Annotated in this window: 23 protein-coding genes and 1 tRNA gene; 12 read left to right on the top strand and 12 right to left on the bottom strand. The window is 63.3% G+C overall.

Annotated elements, in window-relative coordinates; all coding sequences use genetic code 11:
- From GM658_RS23850 to GM658_RS23835, 4 genes are all read left to right on the top strand, one after another.
- Positions 1-384 (top strand): hypothetical protein, encoded by a 384-nt coding sequence (locus GM658_RS23850; protein ID WP_155456564.1) that lies wholly within the window; start codon positions 1-3, stop codon positions 382-384.
- Between the two features lie 72 nt (positions 385-456).
- Positions 457-1,812: a TolC family protein gene (locus GM658_RS23845; RefSeq protein ID WP_155456563.1), complete on the top strand. Its 1,356-nt coding sequence runs from the start codon at positions 457-459 to the stop codon at positions 1,810-1,812.
- Positions 1,809-3,185: a multicopper oxidase family protein gene (locus GM658_RS23840; protein ID WP_155456562.1), complete on the top strand. Its 1,377-nt coding sequence runs from the start codon at positions 1,809-1,811 to the stop codon at positions 3,183-3,185. The genes GM658_RS23845 and GM658_RS23840 overlap by 4 nt, the downstream gene beginning before the upstream one ends.
- Complete coding sequence (locus GM658_RS23835) at positions 3,181-4,395, top strand: voltage-gated chloride channel family protein (protein WP_371865249.1); 1,215 nt, start codon at positions 3,181-3,183, stop codon at positions 4,393-4,395. The genes GM658_RS23840 and GM658_RS23835 overlap by 5 nt, the downstream gene beginning before the upstream one ends.
- Here the strand turns inward: GM658_RS23835 and GM658_RS23830 are convergent.
- The 7 genes from GM658_RS23830 to GM658_RS23800 form a co-directional block, all read right to left on the bottom strand.
- Entirely contained in the window at positions 4,378-5,241 is an 864-nt protein-coding gene (locus GM658_RS23830; RefSeq protein WP_170298942.1) for a DUF72 domain-containing protein, read from the bottom strand. The two genes, GM658_RS23835 and GM658_RS23830, sit on opposite strands and share 18 nt — an antisense overlap.
- A 111-nt stretch (positions 5,242-5,352) precedes the next feature.
- The gene (locus GM658_RS23825; RefSeq protein ID WP_155456560.1) at positions 5,353-5,886 is read right to left on the bottom strand and encodes a hypothetical protein; all 534 of its coding nucleotides are present in this window, start codon (positions 5,884-5,886) and stop codon (positions 5,353-5,355) included.
- 4 nt (positions 5,887-5,890) lie between these two features.
- Positions 5,891-6,571, bottom strand: coding sequence for a PA4824 family protein (locus tag GM658_RS23820; protein ID WP_155456559.1), 681 nt, complete (start codon positions 6,569-6,571; stop codon positions 5,891-5,893).
- Positions 6,531-7,811, bottom strand: coding sequence for an ABC transporter ATP-binding protein (locus GM658_RS23815; protein ID WP_155456558.1), 1,281 nt, complete (start codon positions 7,809-7,811; stop codon positions 6,531-6,533). The genes GM658_RS23820 and GM658_RS23815 overlap by 41 nt, the downstream gene beginning before the upstream one ends.
- Positions 7,808-9,499: an ABC transporter permease gene (locus tag GM658_RS23810; protein ID WP_155456557.1), complete on the bottom strand. Its 1,692-nt coding sequence runs from the start codon at positions 9,497-9,499 to the stop codon at positions 7,808-7,810. Before GM658_RS23810 ends, GM658_RS23815 begins: the two co-directional genes overlap by 4 nt.
- 291 nt (positions 9,500-9,790) lie before the next feature.
- The gene (locus GM658_RS23805; protein ID WP_155456556.1) at positions 9,791-10,690 is read right to left on the bottom strand and encodes a WD40 repeat domain-containing protein; all 900 of its coding nucleotides are present in this window, start codon (positions 10,688-10,690) and stop codon (positions 9,791-9,793) included.
- A gap of 33 nt (positions 10,691-10,723) precedes the next feature.
- Positions 10,724-10,807: transfer RNA gene (locus GM658_RS23800), tRNA-Leu, on the bottom strand.
- A gap of 122 nt (positions 10,808-10,929) precedes the next feature.
- Between GM658_RS23800 and GM658_RS23795 the strand changes: the two genes are divergently transcribed.
- The 3 genes from GM658_RS23795 to GM658_RS23785 all read left to right on the top strand — a co-directional run bounded on the left by GM658_RS23795 (position 10,930) and on the right by GM658_RS23785 (position 15,371).
- Positions 10,930-11,778: a hypothetical protein gene (locus GM658_RS23795; RefSeq protein ID WP_155456555.1), complete on the top strand. Its 849-nt coding sequence runs from the start codon at positions 10,930-10,932 to the stop codon at positions 11,776-11,778.
- A gap of 3 nt (positions 11,779-11,781) precedes the next feature.
- Positions 11,782-13,983, top strand: a complete 2,202-nt coding sequence (locus GM658_RS23790) for an acylase (RefSeq protein ID WP_155456554.1) — start codon at positions 11,782-11,784, stop codon at positions 13,981-13,983.
- 83 nt (positions 13,984-14,066) lie between these two features.
- Positions 14,067-15,371, top strand: coding sequence for a hypothetical protein (locus GM658_RS23785; protein WP_155456553.1), 1,305 nt, complete (start codon positions 14,067-14,069; stop codon positions 15,369-15,371).
- On the opposite strand, the gene GM658_RS23780 is transcribed toward GM658_RS23785, so the two are convergent.
- The 3 genes from GM658_RS23780 to GM658_RS23770 are packed head-to-tail and all read right to left on the bottom strand — an operon-like array spanning position 15,368 to position 18,838.
- On the bottom strand, positions 15,368-16,297 hold the full coding sequence (locus GM658_RS23780) for a TFIIB-type zinc ribbon-containing protein (RefSeq protein ID WP_155456552.1): 930 nt from the start codon (positions 16,295-16,297) through the stop codon (positions 15,368-15,370). The two genes, GM658_RS23785 and GM658_RS23780, sit on opposite strands and share 4 nt — an antisense overlap.
- Complete coding sequence (locus tag GM658_RS23775) at positions 16,287-17,465, bottom strand: trans-sulfuration enzyme family protein (RefSeq protein WP_155456551.1); 1,179 nt, start codon at positions 17,463-17,465, stop codon at positions 16,287-16,289. The genes GM658_RS23780 and GM658_RS23775 overlap by 11 nt, the downstream gene beginning before the upstream one ends.
- Positions 17,462-18,838: a pyridoxal-phosphate dependent enzyme gene (locus GM658_RS23770; RefSeq protein WP_155456550.1), complete on the bottom strand. Its 1,377-nt coding sequence runs from the start codon at positions 18,836-18,838 to the stop codon at positions 17,462-17,464. The genes GM658_RS23775 and GM658_RS23770 overlap by 4 nt, the downstream gene beginning before the upstream one ends.
- A gap of 142 nt (positions 18,839-18,980) precedes the next feature.
- Between GM658_RS23770 and GM658_RS23765 the strand changes: the two genes are divergently transcribed.
- Positions 18,981-19,532 carry a thymidine kinase gene (locus tag GM658_RS23765; protein ID WP_170298941.1) on the top strand — a complete coding sequence of 184 codons (552 nt, stop codon included), beginning with the start codon at positions 18,981-18,983 and terminating at the stop codon, positions 19,530-19,532.
- On the opposite strand, the gene GM658_RS23760 is transcribed toward GM658_RS23765, so the two are convergent.
- Positions 19,520-19,879 (bottom strand): helix-turn-helix domain-containing protein, encoded by a 360-nt coding sequence (locus tag GM658_RS23760; RefSeq protein WP_155456549.1) that lies wholly within the window; start codon positions 19,877-19,879, stop codon positions 19,520-19,522. The genes GM658_RS23765 and GM658_RS23760 overlap by 13 nt on opposite strands.
- Positions 19,880-19,989: 110 nt before the next feature.
- Between GM658_RS23760 and GM658_RS23755 the strand changes: the two genes are divergently transcribed.
- The 4 genes from GM658_RS23755 to GM658_RS23740 all read left to right on the top strand — a co-directional run bounded on the left by GM658_RS23755 (position 19,990) and on the right by GM658_RS23740 (position 25,524).
- Positions 19,990-20,445, top strand: a complete 456-nt coding sequence (locus GM658_RS23755) for a (2Fe-2S)-binding protein (RefSeq protein ID WP_155456548.1) — start codon at positions 19,990-19,992, stop codon at positions 20,443-20,445.
- A gap of 3 nt (positions 20,446-20,448) precedes the next feature.
- The gene (locus GM658_RS23750) at positions 20,449-22,569 is read left to right on the top strand and encodes a xanthine dehydrogenase family protein molybdopterin-binding subunit (protein WP_155456547.1); all 2,121 of its coding nucleotides are present in this window, start codon (positions 20,449-20,451) and stop codon (positions 22,567-22,569) included.
- Positions 22,570-22,576: 7 nt separating this feature from the next.
- Positions 22,577-23,083 (top strand): hypothetical protein, encoded by a 507-nt coding sequence (locus GM658_RS23745; RefSeq protein ID WP_155456546.1) that lies wholly within the window; start codon positions 22,577-22,579, stop codon positions 23,081-23,083.
- 194 nt (positions 23,084-23,277) lie between these two features.
- Positions 23,278-25,524: a carboxy terminal-processing peptidase gene (locus GM658_RS23740; RefSeq protein ID WP_155456545.1), complete on the top strand. Its 2,247-nt coding sequence runs from the start codon at positions 23,278-23,280 to the stop codon at positions 25,522-25,524.
- Positions 25,525-25,666: 142 nt separating this feature from the next.
- On the opposite strand, the gene GM658_RS23735 is transcribed toward GM658_RS23740, so the two are convergent.
- Positions 25,667-25,781 (bottom strand): transposase (locus GM658_RS23735; protein ID WP_155456544.1); only part of this gene is annotated, 115 nt, incomplete at its 5' end.

Here is a 25,781-nt window from a genome sequence, read left to right as displayed (position 1 = left end):
ATGAAATCCGTGATCCGTATCGTTGCGCTTTGGCTGATGCTGGTGGCTTTGCCCTTCCAGGGCTTCGCTTCGGCCAGCATGCTGCTGTGCGGGCCAGCCAAGCCGATGCCGCCACTGGCGCAAGAAGTGCAACCAGGGCACGGCGCACATCACGATCACGCTGCCATGCTGGCTTCCGGCCAGCACGATCATTCCGCCGGCCAGGGCAACTGCCACGGCGGCGTGATGGGCGATTGCTGCGTTGGCGCCGCCCTGGCCTATGGATTGCCGCAAGCGGCCACCTGTCTCCAGCGCGCCGAGAGGCTGCGCCTGCGCGATGCAGTGCCGCCATTGCCGGTCGACCTTGCCCTTCCCAAGCGCCCGCCCCGGGCCATCCTTGCCTGATCCATGCCAGCCCTGGCCGCTGGCTTTTTCCTGCGCCCCCGCGCAGGACGACCAAGCAATGGAAAGACAATCATGAACCAAGCATTCAAGCTGGCGGCATTGGCCGCCGCAGCTGCGCTGCTAGCCGGGTGCGCCACGTTCTCGAGCGATGGCGGCTTCGGCGCGGTGGCGCAAGCAAGCAAGTCACGCAGCGGCGCCGAGACGCGCCTGTTGCGCAATGACGAAGACCGGCGTGCGCTGGACGAACAATTGAAAAAGCTGCTGGCCGAACTGGTCGGCGTGGATGCCGCCGTCCATGTGGCGCTGTTAAACAACCGCAGCCTGCAGGCGCGCTACTGGGATCTTGGGATCGCGGAGGCGGAACTGGTACAAGCCGGCCGCATGGCCAACCCGGGCTTCAGCTTCAAGCGTACGCATGGCGGCGGGGAAGTGGCGATCGAGCGGACGCTGAGCATGAACTTCATCCAGCTCCTGACGCTGCCGCTGGCCAGCCGCATCGAGAAGCAGCGCTTCGAACAGGTCAAGCTGGAACTGGCTGGCGAGGCCGTGTCCATGGCCCGCCAGGCGCGCGTTGCCTGGATCGAAGCCGTGGCGGCGCAGCAGGGCGTGGAATACGCGCAGCAGATCAGCGACGCGGCGGAAGCCAGCGGCGAGCTGGCCAAGCGTATGCAGGCCGCCGGCAACTGGAGCAAATACGACGCCGCGCGCGAGCAGGCCTTCCACGCCGACGCCATGGCCGACGTGGCGCGTGCCCGCAAGGCCGCTACCGCCAGCCGGGAAAGGCTGACGCGCATCCTCGGCTTGTCCGGCGAGCAGGCCACGGCCTACCGCTTGCCGGCGCGCCTGCCGGAGCTGCCGGCCGGCCCGCGCACGGTGGCCGACGCCGAAGCCACGGCTTTGCGCGACCGGCTGGACGTACAGGCGGCCCGCCTGTCGTCGCAGAACACAGCCGACGCCCTGGGCCTGACCAGGGCCACGCGCTTCATCAACGTGCTGGAATTGAGCGGCATCAGCGAGCGTGACGGCGAACGCCGTTCCCACGGCTACGAGATTTCGCTGGAAGTGCCTCTGTTCGATTGGGGCGGCGCCCGCGTCGCCCACGCCGAGGCGACATATATGCAGTCGCTCAACATGCTGGCCGCTGCAGCCACTAACGCGAGCAGCGAGGCGCGCGAGAGCTACCAGGATTACCAAGCCTCCTATGAGCTGGCGAAGCACTACCGCGACGTGGTGATCCCGCTGCGCCAGAAGATTTCCGAGGAGACCCTGCTGCGCTACAACGGCATGCTGCTGTCCGTGTTTGAACTGCTGGCCGATGCGCGCGAGCAGGCCGCGGCCGTCAACAACACCATCACCGCGCTGAAGGAATTCTGGATCGCGGATGCTAATCTCGATGCCGCGCTTGGCGGAAAAGGAGTCCAGCCATGAGCAACCGTCGTTCCTTCCTCGCCAATGGCGCAGCCACCCTGATCGGAGTTGGCCTCGTCAGCCGTGCCGGCGCGGCCGGCCTGCCGGAAGCGCCGGTGCAATCCAATGCCTCGACTGCGCCGCCGCTGATGCCACCCGATGGGCGCCCCTACAACCCGGTAGTCACTTTGAACGGTTGGAGCCTGCCCTGGCGCATGAAGGATGGCGTCAAGGAGTTCCACTTGGTGGCCGAGCCGGTGCTGCGCGAGTTCGCGCCCGGCATGGTGGCCAAGATGTGGGGCTACAACGGCCAGAGCCCCGGTCCGACCATCGAAGTGGTCGAGGGCGACCGCGTGCGCATCTTTGTCACCAACAAGCTGCCGGAGCACACCAGCGTGCACTGGCACGGCCAGATCCTGCCTAGCGGGATGGACGGCGTGTCGGGTGTCAGCCAGCCCGCCATCCAGCCTGGTAAGACCTTCGTCTATGAATTTGTCGCCAAACATGCCGGCACTTTCATGTACCATCCCCATGCTGACGAGATGACGCAGATGGCGATGGGCATGATGGGCTTTTGGGTGACCCATCCGAAAGACCCGCGCCAGCACGCGGTGGACCGCGATTTCGTGTTCCTTCTCAGCGCGTACGATATCGAACCGGGCAGCATGGTCCCCAAGGTCAACACAATGACGGACTTTAACATCTGGACATTCAATAGCCGTGCCTTCCCTGGCATCGACCCGCTGGTCGTGCGCCAGGGCGACCGCGTGCGCATCCGCGCCGGCAACCTGACCATGACCAACCACCCAATGCATATCCATGGCCACCGCTTCGAAGTGACCGGCACCGATGGCGGCTGGATTCCGCCGGCCGCGCGCTGGCCGGAAGTGACCACCGACGTGGCCGTGGGCCAGATGCGCGCCATCGAATTCATCGCCGACAATCCCGGCGACTGGGCATTCCATTGCCACAAATCGCACCACACCATGAACGCCATGGGGCACAGCGTGCCGACCCTGATCGGCGTGGATCATAGCGGCGTGGCGGAAAAAATCAGCAAGCTGGTGCCGGGCTATATGGCGATGGGCGAAAAGGGCGGTTCCATGGGCGGCATGGAGATGGAGATCCCGGAAAACACGCTGCCCATGATGACCGGTACCGGCCCCCATGGCGAAATCGAAATGGGCGGCATGTTCACGCTGATGAAAGTGCGCCCGGACCAGAAGAGGGGCGATTACACCGATCCCGGCTGGTACAGGGCGCCGAAAGGCAGCACCGCCTATGAGTGGACTGGCGAACTGCCGCCTGCGGTCAGCGCGCCGGCCGCATCGGTGCCGGCCGGCGTCAAGCCGCTGGAAGTCACCCGCGACAAGAAGGGGCACGATCATCATTAAGCAATTGCGCTATCTTGGAAAATGGAGCCTGCTGGCGACGCTGGTCGCGGTGGCGGCAGGCAGCGCTTCCGCATTTTTCCTGGTGGCGCTGGACGTGGCCACCGCCTGGCGTGAAGCTTATCGCTGGGTGGTATGGCTGCTTCCATTGGCCGGCTTCGCGGTCGGCTGGATCTACCTCCACATCGGCTCCCATGTCGAGGCGGGCAACAACCTGCTGATTGACGAGATCCACGATCCCAAGAAAGTGGTGCCTTTGCGCCTGGCGCCCCTGATCCTGTGCAGCACCGTGGTGTCGCACCTGTTCGGAGCCTCCGTCGGGCGCGAAGGTACGGCGGTGCAGATGGGCGGCGCGCTGGCGGACCAGCTGACCCACGTGTTCCGCCTGCACCGCGAAGACCGCAGCACGGTGCTGATGGCCGGCATCAGCGCTGGTTTCGCTTCGGTGTTCGGTACGCCGCTGGCAGGCGCCATCTTCGGCCTGGAAGTACTGGTGGTAGGGCGCATGCGCCTTGCCGCGATCTATCCCTGCATGCTGGCGGCCGTGCTGGCCGACCAGGTGACGCGCTGGTGGGGCGTGGGGCATACGCATTATCCGGCGGGACCGCTGGGCGCTCCGGATGGCCCGCTGGCGCTGTCGCTGGCGGCCATCGTCGTGGCGGGCGTGATCTTTGGCCTGGTGGGGCGCGCTTTTGCCGCTGCCACGCATAGCCTGTCGGCCTGGTTCAAGGCGCGCTTTGCCTATGCCCCGCTGCGGCCGCTGGTGGGTGGCTTCGTCATCGCGGCTGTGGTCGGACTTTCCAGCTTTGACCTGCACCGCTACCTTGGCCTGGGCATCGGACCGATGGTGGAAGCGTTCCGCGTGCCGCTTGACTGGTGGGACTGGCTCGGCAAGTTTGTGTTCACCGTGGGCTCACTGGGGGCCGGCTTCAAAGGCGGCGAAGTGACGCCGCTGTTCAATATCGGCGCGACGCTGGGCAATGCGCTGGCGCCGATCCTGCACCTGCCGTTCCCGCTGCTGGCCGCCATCGGCTTTGTCGCGGTATTCGCAGGCGCGGCCAATACGCCGCTCGCCTGCACGGTGATGGCGATGGAACTGTTCGGGCCGGCGGTTGGCCCCTACGCCGCGCTGGCCTGCGTGGTGGCCTTCATGTTCTCTGGCCAGCAGGGTATCTACCGCGCGCAGCGGCAGCCTTCATCCGAGCACCCTTAACTCAAGGTTGTGCGCGTCGAACGGCGCATGGACTTTCACGTCATTGTCGAAGTAGCAGTAGATATCGCGGCTGGCGCGCTTTGGCGGCGCGCTGTCGACGATCAGCTTTGCGTCCGGAGGCTGGTCACCGCCGGCCCAGGCGCGGATGCGGGCAGCCCACCGGTCAAGCGACTCGGGCGTGTAGCCGCTGGCGTAGAGTTCCTGTTCGCCGTGAAGGCGCAGGTACATGAAGCTGGCGGTAACGTCTTCATGATCCGGCCATTTGCCGGCGGTGTCGGCCACCACCAGCGCAACCTTGTATTTGCGCAGCAGGCGGATGAAGGCGGGATCGGCGAAAGAGTCGTTGCGGATCTCCACCGCATGCAGCAATTTGCGGCGGGCGTCGGTCTCGGTAGCGGCGCGGCCATTCATCCGTGGTTCGTGGCGGCGCGCCAGTTCGGACGCTTGTTCGCTATCTTGCGGCAGCAGGCTAAAGAACTGCTCGAACAAGGCCTCGTCGAATGTGAAATTGGGCGGGAACTGCCACAGGAAAGGACCGAGTTTTTCGCGCAACAGCAATACACCGCTGGCGAATACATTGGCGAGCGGTTTTTCCGGTTCGCGCAGGCGGCGGATGTGGGTGATGTAGCGGTTGCCCTTGTGGGCGAAGACGAAATCTTGCGGCGTGGCGTCGTACCAGGATTGGTAGCTTTCCGGGCGCTGCAGTGAATAAAAGGAGCCGTTGATCTCGATGGTGCGCACGGCGCGGGCGGCGAATTCCAGCTCGCGCGCCTGCGCCAGGTCAGGCGGATAGAAAACGCCGCGCCACGGCTTGTAGCGCCAGCCGGAAATGCCGATTCGGATCACTGTGCGTATCACCCGTGAGGAAAGTGCCCATTTTCCTCGCGAGTGTGCTGATCAGCCGAAAGATTGCCGCTATCGTGCGCGCCGGGCGCATAGGCGCCGTGCGACGAAACGCTAGTGGAGTGGCGCGGACATGCCTGGCCAGGTCGTGTCGGCCATCGGCTTGCCGTTGCAATAAGCCGGATCGGCGGGGACGCCGGTCTGGATGCTGCGGCAAGTCCAGATAGCGCTGCCGTTTTCGCCCAAATATTGATCCCAGGCGAATTGCTCGGCCACCGGTACTGCGGCTGGGCCGGATGCGCTGCCGCCGCCCAGCCCGATGGTGCCGCCCACGCCAACCCCGACGCTGGTATTGCTGCTCTTGCTGGCGGCGATGGCCAGCGCTACGACGCCGGCTGCGACGCCCACGCCCACGCCGGTTTCACGCGTCTTGATGATTTGCGGGCAGGACGACTCGGCTACGCCGCGGCGGCCCAGTTCCATGCGCAAGGCATTGGCAAAGTTCATGTCGGGCACGCCCGTGCTCAGCGTTTTGCACATCTCGAACGGGCTCGCTTCGGCCGGGTTGGCATAAAACGCTTGCTGGCTGATGCCGGCGCAGGCCGACAGCAGGCTTGCCAGGGCCGCAATGGGAAGTAGTTTTTTCATAAACCTAGTATAGCGCGTGCGGCAGGGCCCAGGTCATGCCGAGAGCCAGTTGCGGCCGCGCGCCCGATGTTTTCGCAACGCTGGCGTCGAGGTCCAGGCGGTCTGCGATCAATGTGTAGCGGATGCCCACCTGCCGCGTCGGCGCCTGGCGCTTGCTGCCGTAGCTTTCCAGGGATGCACTCCAGCGCTGGGCGAAAGCATATTCGGCGCCCGCGCTCCAGGTGTTGCGGGTCGCAGCGCCGTGCGGGCGCATCCAGCCTGCGTTCAGGTGGCACAGGACGGCCTGGTCGAGGAACGCCATTGTCAGCGGCAGGTTGAGTATTTGCTGGCGCACCGGGCCTTGCTGGCTGGCGATAGTGAGGGCAAGGGCCCAGCCTTCGCCGCTCTCGCCGGGATTGCGCAACATGGTTTTGGCCTGCAGGACCGAAGCGCTGGCTTGCCCCTTGCCGGCGCCCAGTTCCCAATCGCCCACGCGGCAGGCGGGCATGGCCCACCATTCGCGCAGGCTGCCCGTATGCTGGTGCCAGGCCTCGACCTGGCAATCATGCGGATCGAGGATGGCCGCGTCGTCGGTGGCAAGCGGGCGGCCAGCCCAGGCGGGAAGGGCCAGCAGCGCGCCGGCTGCCAGCAGGATGCGTCGTCGATCAGGCCAGGCGCAGGCGGCGAGTGTGAAAATCGAATTCATAAATTTCCCCGTAGCGCCCCCATTCCACGGCGGTACGCATGATGCGGCGAGCTTCCTCCTGCTCGCTGGTTTCCATCAGCAGGGAAAGAATCTGTTCCTCGGGCAGCGCGCCGTCGGCGGATGCCCGCAGCATGCTGTACACAAGTTGCGGCAGTGTGACTTGCGCCAGCAGCTGGCGGCCGAAGATGGCCTGGCGGCCGGCGTGATCGGCTGCTTCATAGCGGCGGCCCAGGGCGGTCATGGCAATGTCGCCGCCTTCCACGATGGCCAGTCCGAGCAGGGACAGTGCTTCGCAGGCGGGGAACAGTTCCTCGCCAGGCAGTTCACTTTCGTCGGACAGGCGCGGCAAGTCGGCGCGGCCTTCAAACGGCGCGGACGCCAGCAGGGTGAGCACCGCTTCGATGGTCTCGATGTCGGCGTCCGGCAGGCGATAGTCGGGTCCTGCCTCGCGTGCGGGACCGGCTGCAGGCGCCGGGCGCATGGTCATCAGGCCGTACACCTCGTCCACCAGCTGGCGCACTGCCGGGGAATCCGCATTGCGCGGGCGCGGCAGGTCGATCTTGATCTCGGTACGGATGCGGCCCGGGTCGCTGGACAGCATGATGATGCGGTCCGACATCATCACCGCTTCTTCGATGTTGTGCGAAACGACCAGGATGCCGCGTGTCGGAATGCGGCCGTGGTCCCACAGTTCCAGGATATCGTTGCGCAGGGTTTCGCCGGTCAGCACGTCCAGTGCGGAAAACGCTTCGTCCATCAGCAGCACGTCGGGATTGGTGACCAGGGCGCGGGCGATGCCCACGCGCTGGCGCATACCGCCGGAAAGCTCGCGCGGCAGGGCGCCTTCAAAGCCCGACAGGCCCATCAAGTCCAGCATGGCTTCGCTGCGCACGGCCCGTTCGTCCGCGGCGACGCCTTGCGCCTCCAGGCCCAGTTCCACGTTCTGCTGCACGGTAAGCCATGGGAACAATGCAAACGACTGGAATACCATGGCGATGCCCGGCACCGGTTCGGAGAGGGGCGCGCCGCGATAGCAAGCCTTGCCCGCGTCGGCCTTGACCAGGCCCGAAATGATGCGCAGCAAGGTCGATTTGCCGGAACCGGATTTGCCGAGCAGCGCCACGATTTCACCCGACTGGAGGGTGAAGTCGACGCCATCGAGCACCTTGCGGCTGGCGCCATCGCCCATGCGGAAGGATTTGCCGACACCTTGCAGGTCGACCAGGACTTTATCGTTCATGCTTGCTCCTGATACAAACGGCTCCAGACGAAGCGGTTGATTGTCATTACAAAGATGCACATTACGCCGATGCCAAGCGCGATGCGCGGGAAGTCGCCGGCATCGGTCATCTGCTTCACGTAGCTGCCCAGGCCATGCGCCACCAGGGTGGTTTTGCCCCAGGTAACGTATTCGGCCACGATGCTGGCGTTCCACGAACCGCCGGAAGCGGTAATCGCGCCCGTCACATAGCTCGGGAAGACCGCCGGCAGGTAAATACGCTTCCATTTCAGCCAGCCCTTCAGGCCCAGGTTTGCCGCGGCCAGGCGCAAATCGTTGGACAGCGTGGAGGCGCCGGCGACCACATTGAACAGGATGTACCACTGGGTGCCGAACACCATCAATGGGCTAAGCCAGATGTCCGGATTCAGGCCCAGGTGCAGCACCGAATACACCACCACCGGGAACAGCAGGTTGACCGGGAAGGCCGCCAGGAACTGGGCAACCGCCTGGATTTTCTGCGCATAGCGCGGGCGCAGGCCGATCCAGATCGCTACCGGCACCCAGAACAGCGAGGCGAGGGCGATCAGTACCGTTACGCGCACCAGGGTCGCCAGGCCAAGGCCGAATACGCTGGCCGCTTCGCGCCAGCCCACTTCCGTGTGGATGAAGGCGGCGACGCGGTAGCTGGCCCATATCGCGACAACCAGCAGCACTGTATCGGCTGCGCGGGCAGGCAGGCGGAAGCGGCCGGCCGGCTTGTCCGCGACTTCAGCGCGCACCGGGCGGGCAGGGAACCAGGCCAGGGTGCCGCGCATGACGGTCCACGCCTTGTCGCTCAGGCGGCTGGCGATACGGCTGCGGCGCACCCAGTCCAGCAGCCAGGAGCGGCGGCCCACATCGCCTTCCGATTCTTCGAAGCGGAACTTGTCCGCCCACACCAGCAGGGGACGGAAGAACAGCTGGTCGTACATCACGATGCCGACGAACATGGCGCCGATGGCGCAGGCAATGGCGCGGCCGTTTTCCGCCTCGATGGCGACGGCAATGTAGGCGCCGATGCCGGGCAGCTTGACGTCCTGTCCTGCGACGGAAATGGCCTCTGCCGCCACCAGGAAGAACCAGCCGCCGGACATCGACATCATCATGTTCCACAGCAGGCCAGGCATGGCGAAAGGCAGTTCCAGGCGCCAGAAGCGCTGCCAGGCCGACAGGCGGAACATGCGGCTCGCCTCATGCAGTTCGGCCGGCACCGCGCGCATCGACTGGTAAAGGCTGAACGCCATATTCCAGGCCTGCGAGGTGAAGATCGCAAAAATCGCCGCGCATTCCACCCCCAACTGGCTGCCCGGGAACAGGGCGATGAAAGGCGCAATCGCAATCGCCTGGAAACCCAGGATGGGCACCGACTGCAGTACGTCCAGCAGCGGCACCAGGATCTTCTCGGCCATCTTGTACTTGGCCGCCACCGCCGCAAAGACGAAGGCGAACAGCAGCGAGAAAGCCATTGCCGCGAACATGCGCAAGATCGTGCGCAAGAGGTAATAGGGCAGTCCCGCCACGTCCAGGCTGACCGGCGTAGGCTGGCCGAGCACGAACGGGCGTGCCATCTGCATGGCGCCATAGGCGACAGCAACCAGCACCGCCAGGACGAGCGGCAACAGTGCCCAGTCCCAGCGATTGGGACGCGTAGTGAATGAAGCGAACATCAGGCTCTCCGCAATGGATGCGGGCCCGCGATCGTGCGCGCTTTGAATCTCAGGTTGTCTGATGGAGGTCCATCATCCGCGTATGGCAGATGACGGTAGGGACAGGAGCCCAGGACGTGATCGTGCCGTTATGCGATGCCGAAGTAAATTCGGGAACAACTATGACTCGAACAAGTGCCCATGAAAGGGGGCTCCAAAAATGATAACGGGGCGGAGTTTATTCGTGAACAATGCACGCCGTCAACTAGGGGATCCCGTAATTTTGAAACAATTATTTACCGGCGGCTATTTTCACCTCTGTTTCTCGCAAGTCCAATCCTTTACGATGGCGTCGGCCACAGTTCCGTTTACGTGCAGCGGCATCGTATTCGACCGGAGGAAAAGCGGTTTGAGCACATTGCTGGCTGACTTTACCACTCCAGTTGCAGGGACGGCATATTCGACAACATCTAGCCGGCCCTTGACCTCGATCGAAGTGTTCGTCCGGAAGCGAATTGAGGAAATCGGGCCGGCGATTGGCACCTCGAGCCTGGCCTCAACCGCCCCGCGGTTTTGCAATAAGAGCAGGGCAGCTTGCCCTGCATCGTTGGCTTCGACGATGGCGATATGTTGTCCATTGGGGCTCCAGGCCAGAGCGCCTGCCGCTTCATGAGGACCGCCAAGGTAAAAGATGTCCTTGCCATCGACAGTCAGCGCATCGGCGACGAGGCAAGCCATCTGCTTGCCATTTGGCGAGAGGGCACATGCTGAACCTTGAGCTATTCCTGGCGAGGAGCGAACCAGGCGATTGCCCGGCTGGATTCTGAAGAAATGGTACTGGCTGGTGGCCGGCCCATCGTGAATGGCAATCCGGAGAGCGTCACTGGCAGTCCAGTCAAGGCCCGTGACGGCGTCTCCGGCGCCGATGCTTGCCTGGTTCACAATGTGGCCAGTTGAATCCGACAGGACGAGGTCACGCGAAGAATCCAGTGTGCTGTAGGCGACGAGCCTTCCGCCTGGCTGGAGTGCGGCCGCCGGCTTTAATTGCCCATCTGATGTAATTCTCGAGATGACATGGCCGTCCGGCCGGGCCAGCCACAAATCGTTCTGGTTCTCGACCAGCAGGCGGCATGAGGAAGTTGTTTGCGCGTGCGCCGTGGCGCCGTGAAAAATGATGGAGAGGGCAAGTGCAAGGATTTTTCTCGAATCCATGGCTTTTCGCTTGAAACCCGCATTTGTATGGAGTGCCCCGGGCCGGAATCGAACCGGCACGGCCTTGCGGCCAACGGATTTTAAGTCCGGTGTGTCTACCAATTTCACCACCGGGGCAGATGCAGCCCGCTATTATGGCATGACTGTTCGTTAACATCCAGCAGTGATCAATCTGACAACGCTTGTAATCGGCGCGGAATGTTGTAGCATGCTGGTCGCAGAATTCCTGGAAAGACCACATGCAAATCCAAATCAATGACGTCCTGCGGGACTATATCGAGCCGTTGACCGAAGCCGAACGCACTGCGCTGGAGCGCAGCCTGCTGGCCGAAGGTTGCCGCGATGCGCTGGTACTGTGGAACGATGTTCTGGTCGATGGCCATAACCGCTATTCGATCTGCCAGCAGCATGGCATTCCATTCAAGGTTTCCCAGAACACGAGCTTCAACAATATTGAAGACGTGATGCTGTGGATGATCGACAACCACCTGGGCCGGCGCAGTGTGTCGGATTTCCAGCGTGGCGTGCTGGCCCTGCGCCAGCAGGAAATCCTGGCCAAGCGCGAGCAGGCCGCGAAAGAGACGGCCAAAGCCGAAGATGCAGCCATTGCGCCGCCCGAGCCGGAAAGCGAGGAAGCCGCTCCGCCGCCGAAGCCGAAGGCCAAGCGTGAGGACATCGCCCGCGCAGCGCGCCTGAGCGCCAATACCCTGGGCCAGATCGAAAAGATCACCCGCAGCGCCACGCCGGAACTGGTGGAGGCTGTGCGATCAGGGACGATTTCGATCAACGCCGCCGCTACCGTGGCCTCGCTGCCGGAAGAAGACCAGAAGTCCGCCGTGGCCGGTGGCCGCAAGTTCCTGCAGCAGGCCGCCCGTGAAATCCGCGAACAGCGCGCCGCCAACCGCCCGCCGAAGCCGCCGAAAGAGGACGCTGAGGAAGGCGGATACCAGGCTGCCGAACGTCCAGCTCCGCTGACGGAAGTAGAAGTGCTGCGCCTGGAAATCTCTCAATTGAAGGAAAAGAATGCCGCGCTGCGCGCTGAAAATGCCGACCTGCGCGAACGCATTGCCCAATTAGTGGAGCAATAAAGCATGCAAAACCTGAGTGCCGCCTTGTTCGCATTCTGCGCCGTCCCCGCGATTGCCGCCCCGGCGCCGCAGCAGCCGGCGAGCCAGCTGAGTCCTGCCGAAGTGCTGCGCCTGCAAGCCATTGCCAAGCGCGTTACCATCCTGCGCGACAAATGGGGCATTCCCCATATATATGGCAAGAGCGATGCGGATGCGGTATTCGGGATGATGTACGCCCAGGCGGAAGATGACTTCAAGCGCATCGAGCTGAACTACATCAACGCCATGGGCCGCTTGGCGGAAGTGGAAGGCGAGCAGGCGCTGTACCAGGACTTGCGTATGAAGCTCTTCATCACGCCGGAGCAGCTGATGGCGCAGTACAAAGCCAGTCCGGAGTGGCTGAAGAAATTGATGATCGGCTGGGCCGATGGTTTGAATTTCTACCTGCACAGCCACCCGAAGGTGCAGGCACGCCTGCTGACCCGCTTCGAACCATGGATGGCGCTCAGCTTCAGTGAAGGCAGCATCGGCGGCGATATCGAGTCGGTCAACATCGAGCAACTGAAAGCCTTCTACAGCAAGCAGCCGGCGCCGGTGCAAATGGGCAGCGTGAGCGCGCTGGAAAAAGAGCCGAGCGGCTCGAACGGATTCGCCATCGCGCCGTCGCTGAGCAAATCGGGCCATGCGCTGTTGATGATCAACCCGCATACATCCTTCTACTTCCGGCCGGAGATCCACGTCAGCAGCCAGGAAGGATTGAATGCCTACGGCGCCGTGACCTGGGGCCAGTTCTTCGTCTACCAGGGTTTCAATGACCGTATCGGCTGGATGCACACGTCCGGCGGCGGCGATGTGATCGACGAATACCTGGAAACGGTGGTCGGGAAGAACGGTAAGTTCTTCTATCAGTACGGCAAGGCGTTGCGCCCGTTCCGCGCGGAGACCGTACGCTTGCCATACAAGGCGGCTGACGGCAGCATGGCCGAAAAGACGGTAACAGCCTACTTCACCCATCGCGGCCCCGTGGTGCGCGAGAAGGATGGAAAGTGGGTTTCGGTGGCGATGATGAATGAGCCGCTCAAGGCGCTCACGCAGTCGTTCATCCGCACCAAGGCGCGCAGCTACGCGGCCTTCTACAAATCGATGGAGCTGCGCACCAATTCCTCGAACAACACCGTGTACGCTGACGCAGACGGCAATATCGCCTACTTCCACGGCAATTTCATGCCTGTGCGCGATCCCCGCTTCGACTTCACAAAACCTGTGGACGGCGCCGATCCGGCGACCGACTGGAAGGGCTTGCACCAGGTGCGCGAGACCATCCAGCTGTTCAATCCAAAGAATGGCTGGATCCAGAACACGAACAACTGGCCGTTTTCTGCCGCGGGCGCCTACAGCCCGCGTCCGCAAGACTACCCGGCCTATATGTCGGTCAACGGCGAAAACGCGCGCGGTATCCATGCGGTGCGCGTGCTGCAGGGGAAAAGGGACTTCACCATCGACAGCCTGATCGCCGCCGCTTACGACAGCCAGCTGACTGCATTCGAACCACTGTTGCCTCTGCTGGTGCGCGCCTACGACGAGGCTCCTGCCAGCGACCTGTCGAAGGCCGCGGTGATCGAACAGGTCACGCTGCTGCGCGATTGGGACATGCGCTATTCGCTGACGTCCGTGCCGACCTCGGTGGCGATCTATTGGCTGCAGGATCAGGCCAAGCAATACGGTCCGGCGGCAAAAGAAAAGGGCATGCCTTTGCTGGATTACCTGGCCACGCAGCTGACGCCGAAGCAGCGTCTGGAAGCCCTGGTGCGCGCTTCGAACAAGCTGGCTTCGGATTTCGGCAGCTGGAAAACGCCATGGGGCGAGATCAACCGCTTCCAGCGCCTCACCGGCGACATTGTGCAGACCTACGACGACAACAAGCCAAGCATCCCCGTGCCTTTCGCGTCCGGCAACTGGGGCTCGCTGGCGGCCTTCGGCATGACTTCGCCGCAGCGCACCAAGCGCATTTATGGCGAGCGCGGCAATAGCTTTGTGGCGGCCGTGGAATTCGGACCGAAGATAAAGGCCAAGAGCATCCTGGCCGGCGGCGAAAGTGGCGACCCGGCCTCGCCGCACTTCACCGACCAGGCCGAGATGTACGCGCGCGGTGAATTCAAGGACGTGCTGTTCTACAAGGAAGACATTGAAAAGAACCTGGAGCGCAAGTACCATCCGGGCGAATAAGGCGTACTTTTGAGCTGGCGCAAACTCCTCCCCGTCCTGCCAGGCGCACAATGAAGTGACAACTTGCCCAATGGGGAGGCGCCATGTCTTCCAGCCAAGACGAGAACGGCAGCCAGGCCTGCCAGAGGATCGAAGACTTCATCTTCGTGCGCGAACTGAATGAAGTCTTCCTGCTGCTTGACCACATCTCCGGACGCTGGGACAAGAGCCTCTACAATTTCCACAACCATGACGACGGCGAGCCGCACATCGATGAACTGTGCGCCATCGGCCTGACGCCGCCGGAGAACGACGAGCAGCGTGTGGCGCAGGCGGTGAAAGTGCTGTGCGCCAAGGACAGGCTGAACGCCGTCGCGCGCCCGGCCACCGGCCTGACCATTGCCTTCACGCTGCTGGTGGTGGGTGAGGACAACCAGCGCGACTGGCGCAATTGGCTGCGCGCGATGATGCTGCGTCGCGGGACGGTCATTGCCGCGCCGGCGCGCCACATGGACAAGCCGACGCGCCTGACGCTGGCACGCTATGCTTTCCCTGGTCTGGTGAAAGCTGCCGACCGCTTCAACCGGCGCATATTCTGGATCGTGCTCCTGCTGCTGATCGGCCTGGTGATGACCTGCGTGATGTCCTGGCATATCACCGGCGGGAACGCCATGCTGCAGCACCTGGATACGCTGGAAGCGCAGCAAACCACGCTGTCCAAAGCAATCGACGAAGCGGAAATCAAGCACGCTGCCAATGCCAACGCGCCCCCGCTGCAATTCTGTACGGCGGTTGACCGTACCGGGATGCCGCAATTCCGCAGCACCGAGGAATTCCAGCTCTGCACGCGCCGCCGCGTGCTCTCCGGGCAGGTGGCGGTCGTGCGCAGCAACCTGCGTGACTGGCTGGTGCCGTGGCGCATATGCTACGGCAAGGTGGCGCAGCTGTTTGGGCCGCTGCCGCCGGCGGAAGCCGCGCCCGCCGGGGCGACGGCAGTAGAGAAGGAGCGCATCGCGCGCAGCAGCGTCGAGGAGCAGGCGCGCGTCGTCACGCTGGTGGTGGGAACCGCCGTGCTGCCGCTGTTCTACGGCATACTCGGCGCAGGTGCGGCGGTGGTGCGCGGCCTGTGGGCCAAGATGCGGGAAAGCCTGCTATCGCCGCGCGACTACACGCTGGCCTTGCTGCAGCTCGCGCTTGGGGCCACGATCGGCGCCTGCATTGCGCTGTTCGTCAACCCTTCCGGCCAGACGCCGGGCAGCGAAATCGGCCTGCTGGGGAATTGGGCATTGAGCACGTCGGCCCTGTCCTTCATCGCCGGCTTTGGCGTGGAAGGCGTATTCGTGGCGCTGGAAAGCCTGGTGCGGCGGGTCTTCAACATCACCGACCCGGCGCGCCGCCCGACAGACTAGAAAAAGTGGCTTCTCATGTAGACGATGAAAGCAAGGGCTGCGAGCAGGATGCCCAGTGCGAACTTGCCTTCGAGCTTTTTCGCCCATTGGCCGCGCTGGCCTTCGATGTAGGCGTTCATCGCGCGCTGCTCGGCCAGGGCGTGGGCCGCGCTGGCTGAAGCTTCCTGGCGCATGCGCTGTGACCGAACGGCCGCCTGCGCCAGTTCGGAAGCATGCGCCGCTGCCGTAGCGGCATCCTCAGTGTCGTGGCGCAGCACGGGTGCGTGGCAATGCGGGCAGTAGATTTCACGCGTCTGGTCGACGGCGCCGCCGCAGCCGTGGCACTTGTACTGGTCAAGCGCGGTTGCGGCAGGGGCAGGGGCCGCAAGGGGGGCGTCGATCCGGTCGATCGCCATGGCCAGCCGTGTGGGGTCGATGACCTCGATGGCGGAGCGGCAGGCAGGGCATTCGGCAATCGGGCGGTCGGGCAGGGGATGGCCGCAATCGGCGCAGAACAGCTTTTTGCCTGCCGCCTGCAGGGAATGGATATCCGACCAGGCCAGCGGCCGCACGAAACCTTTCTCCGCCAGGTAGAGAATATAGGTCTGGTAATAGCCGTGCCCCTCGGGGCATTCCATTTGCCTGGTGCGGCCGAAGCGCGTGCGGTTGGCTACCGTCTTCAGCGCGGACTGGCAAACCGGGCAAGTCTGCATGCGCGACAGCGAGATCGCGTGGTCATGCCCTTCGGTGGCCTGCATGGCGCCGTGGATCTCGCGCACGAATGCGGCGATGCCCGGTCCCGCCAGGCGTACCGACTCCGTCTCATCGAACCAGACCAGGCAGCAATGCTGGCAGGTGTCGACCTGGACCCGGTGCTGGTAGTGCCCGGATAAGTCGAGCACCTGCATCGGGCGTGCGCAGTTGCTGCAGTGGCGTTCAGATTGCATCAAGGGCATTGCGCAAGTCTTGTCGCAGGTCCTCGAGATCTTCGATGCCAACGGAAAGGCGGATCAAGCCATCGCCGATGCCCAGCGCAGCACGTTGTGCGGCAGGAATGGAGGCGTGGGTCATCAGGGCAGGGTGCTCGATCAGCGATTCGACTCCGCCCAGGCTTTCGGCCAGTGCGAACACTTCGCAGCGCTCCAGGAAGCGGCGGGCGCCGGCCAGGTCGGTGTCCAGGTCGATCGAGATGATGCCGCCGAAACCGTCCATCTGCGCCTTGGCCAGCGTGTGCTGCGGATGCGACTCCAGGCCGGGATAGAACACCTTCTTCACTTTCGGCTCGCGTTCCAGCCAGCGCGCCAGTTCCAGTGCGCTCTTGCAGTGGCGCTCCATGCGGATCGCCAGCGTCTTCACGCCGCGCAAGGCCAGGAAGGCATCGAACGGACCGGCAATCGCGCCGACGGAATTCTGCAGGAAGGCCAGCTGTTCGCGCCATTGCGACTGGCGCTCTTCGCCCCCCACCACGGCGATGCCGCCGATGATGTCCGAGTGGCCATTCAGGTACTTGGTCGCGGAATGAACCACGATGTCGAAGCCCAGTTCCAGCGGGCGCTGCACGATCGGGCTGGCGAAGGTGTTGTCGGCCACAGCCAGAATGCCGCGCTCGCGGCAGATGCGCGCGATGGCGGACAGGTCGGCCAGCTTGAGCATCGGGTTGGTCGGGGTCTCGACCCAGACCATTTTCGTTTCGGGCCGCAGGGCGGCCAGCAGGTTTTCCGGATTGGTCAGGTCGGCGTAGGTGAATTCGTGGCCGGCGCTGCGGCGACGCACGCGTTCGAACAGGCGGAAGGTACCGCCGTACATGTCATCCCCAGCCACGATGTGCGAGCCTGCATCGAGCAATTCCAGCACGGTGGAAATGGCGGCCAGGCCGGAAGCGAAGGCGAAGGCCTGGGCGCCGCCTTCCAGGTCAGCCACGCAGCGTTCCAGCGCCCAGCGTGTCGGGTTATGCGAGCGGCCATAGTCCAGGCCTTTATGAACGCCGGGGCTCTGCTGGACGAAGGTGGAAGTGGCGTAGATCGGCGGCATGATGGCGCCCGTCGATGGGTCGGGATGCTGGCCGGCGTGGATGACGCGCGTGGCCAGGCTGGCTTTGCTTTTCTTGTCGCTCAAGATAAGGTCCTGCGCAGGTGATTGAGTAAGTCGTAGCGGGTGATCAGGCCATAGAATTTGCCGCCTTCCGCAATGATAGCAGTCAGGCCCCGGTCCAGGGTATCGCGCAGCGCGGGCATCCCGGCCGATGGCGCCAGCGTTTCGACGCGGGTGGTCATGGTATCGCCCACCTCTCCTTTGAAATGCGAGGCATCGTTTTCCACATTGAGCAGGATGTCCGACTCGTCGATGATGCCGGCCAGCTTGCCGTCCGCGATCACGGGCAGTTGCGCCAGGTCGGCCGCACGCATGCGGTTGAAGGCGATCAGCAGGGTGTCGCCAGGGGCCACGCTGACCACGTCGCCGTTCTCGAAGCGGCGGCCGATCAGGTCGCGCAGGTCGCCCAGCTTCTGCCGCTGCAGCAGGCCTTGGTCGAACATCCAGCTGTCGCTGTAGACCTTGGACAGGTAGCGGGTGCCGGTGTCGCAGACGAAAGTGACGACGCGCTTCGGCGTGGTCTGTTCGCGGCAGTATTTCAGCGCCGCCGCCAGCAGGGTGCCGGTGGAGGACCCGGCCAGGATGCCTTCTGCGCGCAGCAGGGTGCGCGCGGTGTCGAAGCTCTCCTGGTCGCTGATGGTGTAGGCCTGTGAGATAGCGTCCATATTGGCGATGGCGGGAATGAAGTCTTCGCCGATGCCTTCCACCGCCCAGGAACCGCTGGTGTCGGCCACCTTGCCGGTGTCGACATACTCCTTGAGGATCGAACCCTTGGGATCAGCCAGGATGAACTTGATGTGCGGCGCCACCTTGCGGAAATAGCGCGCCAGGCCCGTGAGCGTGCCTGAGGAGCCGACGCCGACCACGATGGCATCGATTTCGCGCGCCATCTGCTCCCAGATTTCCGGGCCGGTGGTGGTTTCGTGCGCCAGCGGGTTGGCCGGGTTGTTGAACTGGTCGGCGAAGAAAGCGCCGGAAATCTCGCCGGCCAGGCGGGCGGCGTAGTCCTGGTAATACTCGGGATGGCCCTTGCCCACGTCCGAGCGCGTAATGCGCACCTCCGCGCCAAGCGCCTTCAAGTGCAGGATTTTTTCGGTGGCCATCTTGTCCGGCACTACCAGCAGCACCTTGTAGCCTTTGATGGCGCCGACCAGGGCCAGCCCCAGGCCGGTGTTGCCGGCCGTGGCTTCAACGATGGTGCCGCCCGGCTTGAGCAAACCATCGCGCTCGGCCGCTTCAATGATGGACAGGCCGATGCGGTCCTTGATGGAGCCGCCGGGATTCTGCGATTCGAGCTTGAGGAACAGCCGGCACGGGCCGGTATCGAGACGTGTGACTTCGGCAAGCGGTGTATTGCCGATCAGACTGAACAAAGCTGCAGGTCGGGTATTCTGCATTTTCTCTCCTTGCGAAAAGCGCGCATTGTGTGGCGTTTCGAATGAATCAAGAAGGAATTTCTCTGCGCTAGCTTATACCTTTTTTGGAAGATGGCGGGCGGCACCGTATAATCCCGCAGCGACTTTTAACATACATTCCACCGTGGCAAAACTCTACTTCCGTTATTCTGCGATGAACGCAGGTAAATCGACCTCCATGCTGCAGGTCGCCCACAATTACGAAGAGCAGGGCCTGATGGTGCGCCTGTTCACCGCCGCCATCGACGACCGCTATGGCGTGGGTAAGGTCACCTCGCGCCTTGGTCCGCAGCGCGAAGTCGAGCTGTTCTCGGCCGACACCGACTTCCTGCAGGACATGCAGAAGGTCGCTTGCGTGCTTGTCGACGAGGCGCAATTCCTCTCGCCGCAACAGGTCAAGCAGCTGCACCAGCTGGCGCAGGCCAAGGGCGTGCCGGTGATCTGCTACGGCTTGCGCAGCGACTTCCGCGGCGAGCCGTTCCCAGGCTCGGCCTACCTGCTCGCGCTGGCCGACGATATCGAGGAAATCAAGAACATCTGCACCTGCGGCAAGAAGGCGACCATGAACATCCGCGTGGATGAAAAGGGTGAGCGCATCCGCGAGGGCGAACAAATCAGCATCGGCGGCAACGAAGCCTATCGCCAGGCCTGCGGCCGCTGCTTCTACACGGGCTGACCCTCTGCTGCTTTGCCGGCCTGGCGCGCCCAGGCGGACGGCGTCAGGCCCGTCCTTAACCGGAAGCGCCGGGTGAAATAGCTCGGGTCCTCATACCCCACCAACGACGCGACCTGGGCCAGCGTGCTTTCGCCGCTGCGGATCAAGTCTTGCGCGCGTTCGATGCGGCGCTGTTCCAGGTAAGCCATGGCGCTGCTGCCCTTGCTGGCGCGGAAGACCCGCGCAAAATGGAAGCGGCTGACATTGGCCACGGAGGCCAGTGTATCCAGGTTGATCTCTTCGTGCAGGTGCGCCTGGATGAAATCCTCCAGCCGATGCTGCACGCGCGGGGGCAGCGTGGCAGGCATAGCATCCCTCGTAGCAAGAAAGTACCAGAAGTGAGCAAGCCAGTCCTACAAGGACTTAGCGACTGGCAAGATAATCACTATATACCATCTGTTACGAAAGTGAGCCAGCCATGAGCTATGTCCTGACGATCAACGGCAAGCGGCACACCGTCGATGTCGACGGCGATACACCGCTGCTATGGGTATTGCGCGATGTGCTGCAGATGAATGGCACCAAATTCGGCTGCGGCATGGCCTTGTGCGGGGCCTGCACGGTGCACCTGGACGGACAGCCGATCCGTTCGTGCCAGACGCCGGTGTCCAGTGTCGGCAAGGGCAAGGTCACGACCATCGAGGCGATCGGGGAGACGGCGGCGGGCAAGCGCATCCAGCAGGCCTGGATCGCGCACGATGTGCCGCAGTGCGGATACTGCCAGTCGGGGCAAATCATGAGCGCCAGCGCGCTGCTGGCCTCCAATCCGCACCCGACGGATGCCGATATCGACGCCGCCATGGCGGGCAATATCTGCCGCTGCGGGACTTATTCCCGCATTCGTGCCGCCATCAAGACTGCTGCGAAAGGATGAGCCATGGAAGCCCTTGTCTCGCGCCGCGAATTCCTCAAGGCCAGCGCAGGTGCTACTGGCAGCCTGGTACTGGCCGTGCACCTGCCCGGGCTGGCCGCTGCGGCCCACAGCTTTACCCCGAATGCATTTGTGACCATCGGCAGTGACGGCATGGTCACGCTGACCATGCCCTATGTCGAAATGGGGCAGGGTACTTATACCTCGATTCCCATGCTGGTCGCGGAAGAGCTGGAGGTCGACCTGTCGCAAGTCAGGACGGCCCATGCGCCCGCCGATCCGGCTTACCGGCACGGCCTGTTCGGCGTCCAGCTGACCGGCGCCTCCGCCAGTATCCGTGCGGCCTGGATGCCGCTGCGCCAGGCCGGCGCCGCGGCACGGACCATGCTGGTGCAGGCGGCCGCCAAACAATGGGGCGTCGATCCGGCAAGCTGCAAGGCGGTACGCGGCGAAGTGGTGCATGCTGGCAGCGGCCGTAAGCTGGCTTACGGTGCGCTGGCTGCCGACGCGGCGGCGCTGCCGGTGCCAAAAGACATCGCGCTCAAGCCGGCTGGCAGCTATACCCTGGTCGGCAAGGGCGCCAAGCGCACCGATACGCCCTCCAAGGTCAACGGCACGGCAAAATTCGGCATTGACGCGGTGGTGCCGGGAATGAAGGTTGCTGCCATCGCCGCCTGCCCGGTGTTCGGCGGCAAGCTCGCCAAGGTGGACGACAGCAAGGCGCTGAAAGTCAAAGGCGTGCGCAAGGTAGTCAGGCTGGACGATGCGGTGGCGGTGATTGCCGACCATACCGGCGCGGCCCGCAAGGGCCTGGCCGCCTGCGCCATTACCTGGGATGAAGGCAGCAACAAAGGCTTTTCCAGTGCGGCGTGGGAGCAGAAACTGGCCAGTGCCGGCAAGGAAAAAGGCCTGGTGGTGCACGATGAAGGCGGCTACGCCAAGGTGGCCGGGGGCGCGGGGCGCAAGGTGGATGCAGTCTACACCATGCCCTTCCTCGCGCACGCGACCATGGAGCCGATGAACGCAACCGCTCGCGTAGGCAAGGATGGCGTCGACATCTGGACCGGAACCCAGGCACCCGAGCGCTTGCAGAATTTCGTGGGCAAGGCGCTCGGCATTGCGCCGGCGTCGGTGCGGGTGCATAACCAGTTGCTGGGCGGCGGCTTCGGCCGGCGGCTCGAGGTGGACGTAGCGGTGCAGGCGGCGCTGGTGGCCCGGCAGGTGGACTATCCGGTCAAGCTGATCTGGAGCCGCGAGGAAGACATCCAGCACGATTACTACCGGCCATTCTGGCGCGACGAGATGGCGGCCGTGCTGGATGCAGGCGGCATGCCGGTCGCTTTCAGCCACCGTTTCGCCGGCTCGTCCATCGAAGCGCGCTACGCGCCGGAGTGGCTGGCGAAGGGTATCGATACCGATGCGGTCGAAATGGCCGAAGGACCGTACAGCATCCCGGCGCGCTATGTCGAATACATGCCGGTCGAAACCGGCGTGCCAACAGGTTTCTGGCGCGGCGTGGGACCGACCCACAATATCTTTGTGGTGGAAAGCTTTATCGACGAGCTGGCGGATGCGGCGGGCAAGGATCCCGTCGCCTACCGCCAGGCTTTGCTGGGCAAGAACCCGCGCGCGCTGGCCGTGTTGAACCTGGCCGCGCAAAAAGCCGGGTGGGCTACGCGCAAGCCGGGGCCGGGCGAGGGCTTTGGCGTCTCGGTCGGCACCGCCTGGGGCAGCTTTGCCGCAGCGGTACTTGAATGCGCTGTCAGCAAAGAGGGCACGGTGACGGTGAAGCGCGTGGTGACCGCCATCGATTGCGGCCAGCCGGTGCACCCGGATGGCGTCGTGGCGCAGGCGGAAGGCGGCCAGGTCTACGGGCTGACGGCCGCGCTGTACGGCAAGCTGACGCTGGAAAATGGCCGCATCATGCAGAGCAATTTCCATGACTATCCGTTGATGCGCATGAATGAAATGCCGGTGATGGAAACCCATATCGTGCCGAGCACCGAATCGCCCGGCGGCATGGGCGAACTGGGTACGGCGCTGATCGCTCCGGCGCTGGCCAATGCGGTCTTTGCCGCCACCGGCAAGCGCCTGCGCACCCTGCCGCTGGAGGTGGGGCCGGTATAATGGCTCGATGGATATAGGCCTCTATCTCGTGCCGTCGCTTTGCCTGGCGGCGGCAATCTGGGTGCTGTCGCGGCGCTTTGTCGTATTCACGCTGCTGCAGCTGCCCGGCACGCTGTGCCACGAACTGGCCCATTTTCTGGCCGGCCTGGTCACGTTTGCGCAGCCAGTTTCACTGTCGGTCATCCCGCGCCGCGATGGGAACGGCTATCGCCTGGGCGAGGTCAAACTCGCCAACGCAAGCTGGTACAACTCCGCGCTCACGGCGCTGGCGCCGATGCTGCTGGTACTGATTCCTTGGGGGATCGCCGTACAGCGCACGCACGGCGCATGGCATTTCACGCCGCTGGACGCCGGCTTGGCTTTGCTGATCGCGCCGCAGTTCCTGGCCTGCTGGCCATCCGCGGCGGACTGGAAGCTGGCCATGCGTTCATGGCCATTGGCCCTTATTGCAGGCGCCGGGTGGTACGCATGGACGGCATATCCCTGGCTGCATTCATGGCAGCCAGGGCGCTGAACGCCAATTGCCTTGCGGAAATTTCTGCCAAATTCAACGACTTAGGGCAAATATTGTCAGAGAGCTCAGCCTTCAGTCTGGCTTAAGTGAAGCGCAGCACACTGGCCGTCATCCCTCTCTCCAGAAGCATGACCTATCCTGTAGAATGGGATTAGCACTATTCTCTTGGAATCACCTACGTTCGGAGCAAGCCGATGAAGAAGCACACCCTGTTGGCCACGATGTCCCTGGCACTGGTCACCGCCTATGCTGGCGCAGCCCAGGCAGACAAGGCCGCAGATGCACCAATGAAGCCTGCAGCACAGCAGACCCAGGCCGCCTTGTGGGCGTCCCGCGTGCTGTCGCGCTACCATTACAAGGCTACGCCGCTGGACGATGCGATGTCGGAAAAGATTTTCGACCGCTACTTCAAATCGCTCGACGGCGAAAAACTGTTCTTTACCCAGGCTGATATCGACTCCTTCAGCAAGGAAAAAACCCGCCTGGATGACGCCATCAACAGCGAAAACCTGCAAACGCCTTTCGCTATCTACAACCTGTACCAGCAGCGTTTCGCCGACCGCATGGCGTATGCGCGCGAACTGCTGAAATCCAAATTCGACTTCACGCAGGACGAGAGCTACCAGTTCGATCGTGAAAAGGCTGACTGGCCGAAGACCGAAGCCGAAGTGAAAGACCTGTGGCGCAAGCGCGTGAAGAACGACTGGCTGCGCCTGAAGCTGGCCGGCAAGGACGACAAGTCCATCCGCGAAACGCTGGACAAGCGCTACGAGAACTATGTCACCCGTTCGCGCAAGCTGAATAACGAAGACGTGTTCCAGATCTTCATGAACGCGTATGCGATGTCGATCGAGCCGCACACCAACTACCTGGGCCCGCGTGCATCCGAAAACTTCGACATCGCCATGCGCCTGTCGCTGGAAGGCATCGGCGCCGTGCTGCAGAACCGCGATGAGTACACCGTCATCCGCGAAATCGTGCCGGGCAGCCCGGCCGGCCTGTCCAACAAGCTGAAAGTGGGCGACCGCATTGTCGGCGTGGCCCAGGGCGATAGCGACAAGTTTACCGACGTGCTGGGCTGGCGTATCGACGACGTGGTGCAACTGATCCGCGGACCGAAAGATTCGACCGTCAAAATGCAGGTGCTGGCGGCAGACGCCGGCCCGGACGGCAAGCCTTACGTGCTGTCGCTGGTACGCAAGAAAATCAGCATGGAAGAGCAGTCGGCCAAGAAAACCATCCTGGAAGTCAAGGATGGCGCCGTGAAGCGCCGTGTCGGCGTGATCTCGCTGCCGACCTTCTACCAGGACTGGGACGCCCGCCGCAAGGGCGACAAGGACTACAAGAGCGCCACGCGCGACGTCGCCCGCCTGCTGGGCGAACTGAAGAAAGAGAAGGTCGACAATGTGCTGATCGACCTGCGCAACAACGGCGGCGGCTCGCTGACCGAGGCCGTGGAGCTGACCGGCCTCTTCATCGACCGTGGTCCGGTAGTGCAGCAGCGTAATGCCGAAGGCCGCGTCGAAGTGGAGTCCGACAACGTCCCTGGCCTGGCCTGGGAAGGTCCGGTTGGTGTGCTGATCAACCGCGGCTCTGCATCCGCCTCCGAAATCTTTGCTGCCGCCATCCAGGATTACGGCCGCGGCCTGATCATCGGCGAGCCAAGCTTCGGCAAAGGCACCGTGCAGACCCTGGTCAACCTGGACCGCTTCGGCCAGAGCGACAAATCGCGCTTCGGTGAGCTGAAGATGACCATTGCCCAGTTCTTCCGCATCAATGGCGGCACCACCCAGCTGCGCGGCGTGACGCCGGATATCAAGCTGGCCGCCACCAGCGATGCCGACAGCTTCGGCGAATCGAGCTACGACAACGCGCTGCCCTACACCCAGGTCAAGCCAGCGGTGTATATCCCTGCCGGTGAGCTGAAAGAAATCGTGCCGATCCTGGACAAAAAGCACGAAGCCCGCGTGGCCAAGGACAAGGACTACCAGTACCTGCTGGACGACATCAACTACGTCAAAAAGCAGCGCAAGGACAATGTGGTGTCGCTCAACGAAACGGTGCGCCGCAAGGAACGCGACCAGCAGGAAGCCCGTGCCAAGCTGCGTGAGCAGCGCCTCGCCGCCGGCCCGTCGCCGGATGACCCTATCCAGGTAGCGGACGCCAAAGATGCGCTGAACAAGGCGATTGCCGCCAAACCAGCCAATCCGCGTGCCGCCCAGCGCCAGACCAACCAGGTGCGCGGAGCGATCCACACCGATGACGGCCTGCAGGGTGACGAACGTTCGCTGTCGGCGGAACTGGAGGCTGAAAAAGCGGCCAAGAACGCCAAAGATGTACTGTTGAATGAGGCGGTGCACATCCTGGCTGACGAGGTAAGCGTGCTGCGTACCGATACCCGCCTGGCCAGCCGGGTGCTGCCGTATGTGGGAGACAAGTGATATTGCGTTTGGTTATATCTAGTATTACTACAATAAAGTAGACAGATATACCGCGTCGCAGCATAATTACACCTGTCTCCTCTATTCTCCTCCAAGGAAATAGACTTCAGCCCGCTCCCAGAGCGGGCTTTTTTTTGGTTCATCACGGATTTCCGGGAAACGCGGCTTTGATCTTCATGAAGAAGAATTCGGAGTCGCGGTATCCGTAAGCCATCCGCTTCATCACCTTAATCCGGTTATTGATTCCCTCCAGTTGG

Source organism: Massilia eburnea, assembly GCF_009720745.1.
In the GTDB taxonomy this organism is placed as follows: Bacteria; Pseudomonadota; Gammaproteobacteria; order Burkholderiales; family Burkholderiaceae_D; genus Rugamonas; species Rugamonas eburnea.
This window is presented reverse-complemented; position numbering and strand designations above follow the sequence as displayed.

Coding starts and splice junctions, on each gene's coding strand:
- GM658_RS23845 (WP_155456563.1), top strand. CDS start 457: ATGAACCAAGCATTCAAGCTGGCGGCATTGGCCGCCGCAGCTGCGCTG.
- GM658_RS23755 (WP_155456548.1), top strand. CDS start 19,990: ATGAGCTATGTCCTGACGATCAACGGCAAGCGGCACACCGTCGATGTC.
- GM658_RS23810 (WP_155456557.1), bottom strand. CDS start 9,499: ATGTTCGCTTCATTCACTACGCGTCCCAATCGCTGGGACTGGGCACTG.
- GM658_RS23745 (WP_155456546.1), top strand. CDS start 22,577: ATGGATATAGGCCTCTATCTCGTGCCGTCGCTTTGCCTGGCGGCGGCA.
- GM658_RS23825 (WP_155456560.1), bottom strand. CDS start 5,886: ATGAAAAAACTACTTCCCATTGCGGCCCTGGCAAGCCTGCTGTCGGCC.
- GM658_RS23770 (WP_155456550.1), bottom strand. CDS start 18,838: ATGCAGAATACCCGACCTGCAGCTTTGTTCAGTCTGATCGGCAATACA.
- GM658_RS23850 (WP_155456564.1), top strand. CDS start 1: ATGAAATCCGTGATCCGTATCGTTGCGCTTTGGCTGATGCTGGTGGCT.
- GM658_RS23750 (WP_155456547.1), top strand. CDS start 20,449: ATGGAAGCCCTTGTCTCGCGCCGCGAATTCCTCAAGGCCAGCGCAGGT.
- GM658_RS23795 (WP_155456555.1), top strand. CDS start 10,930: ATGCAAATCCAAATCAATGACGTCCTGCGGGACTATATCGAGCCGTTG.
- GM658_RS23820 (WP_155456559.1), bottom strand. CDS start 6,571: ATGAATTCGATTTTCACACTCGCCGCCTGCGCCTGGCCTGATCGACGA.
- GM658_RS23780 (WP_155456552.1), bottom strand. CDS start 16,297: ATGCAATCTGAACGCCACTGCAGCAACTGCGCACGCCCGATGCAGGTG.
- GM658_RS23785 (WP_155456553.1), top strand. CDS start 14,067: ATGTCTTCCAGCCAAGACGAGAACGGCAGCCAGGCCTGCCAGAGGATC.
- GM658_RS23790 (WP_155456554.1), top strand. CDS start 11,782: ATGCAAAACCTGAGTGCCGCCTTGTTCGCATTCTGCGCCGTCCCCGCG.
- GM658_RS23840 (WP_155456562.1), top strand. CDS start 1,809: ATGAGCAACCGTCGTTCCTTCCTCGCCAATGGCGCAGCCACCCTGATC.
- GM658_RS23760 (WP_155456549.1), bottom strand. CDS start 19,879: ATGCCTGCCACGCTGCCCCCGCGCGTGCAGCATCGGCTGGAGGATTTC.
- GM658_RS23740 (WP_155456545.1), top strand. CDS start 23,278: ATGAAGAAGCACACCCTGTTGGCCACGATGTCCCTGGCACTGGTCACC.
- GM658_RS23815 (WP_155456558.1), bottom strand. CDS start 7,811: ATGAACGATAAAGTCCTGGTCGACCTGCAAGGTGTCGGCAAATCCTTC.
- GM658_RS23805 (WP_155456556.1), bottom strand. CDS start 10,690: ATGGATTCGAGAAAAATCCTTGCACTTGCCCTCTCCATCATTTTTCAC.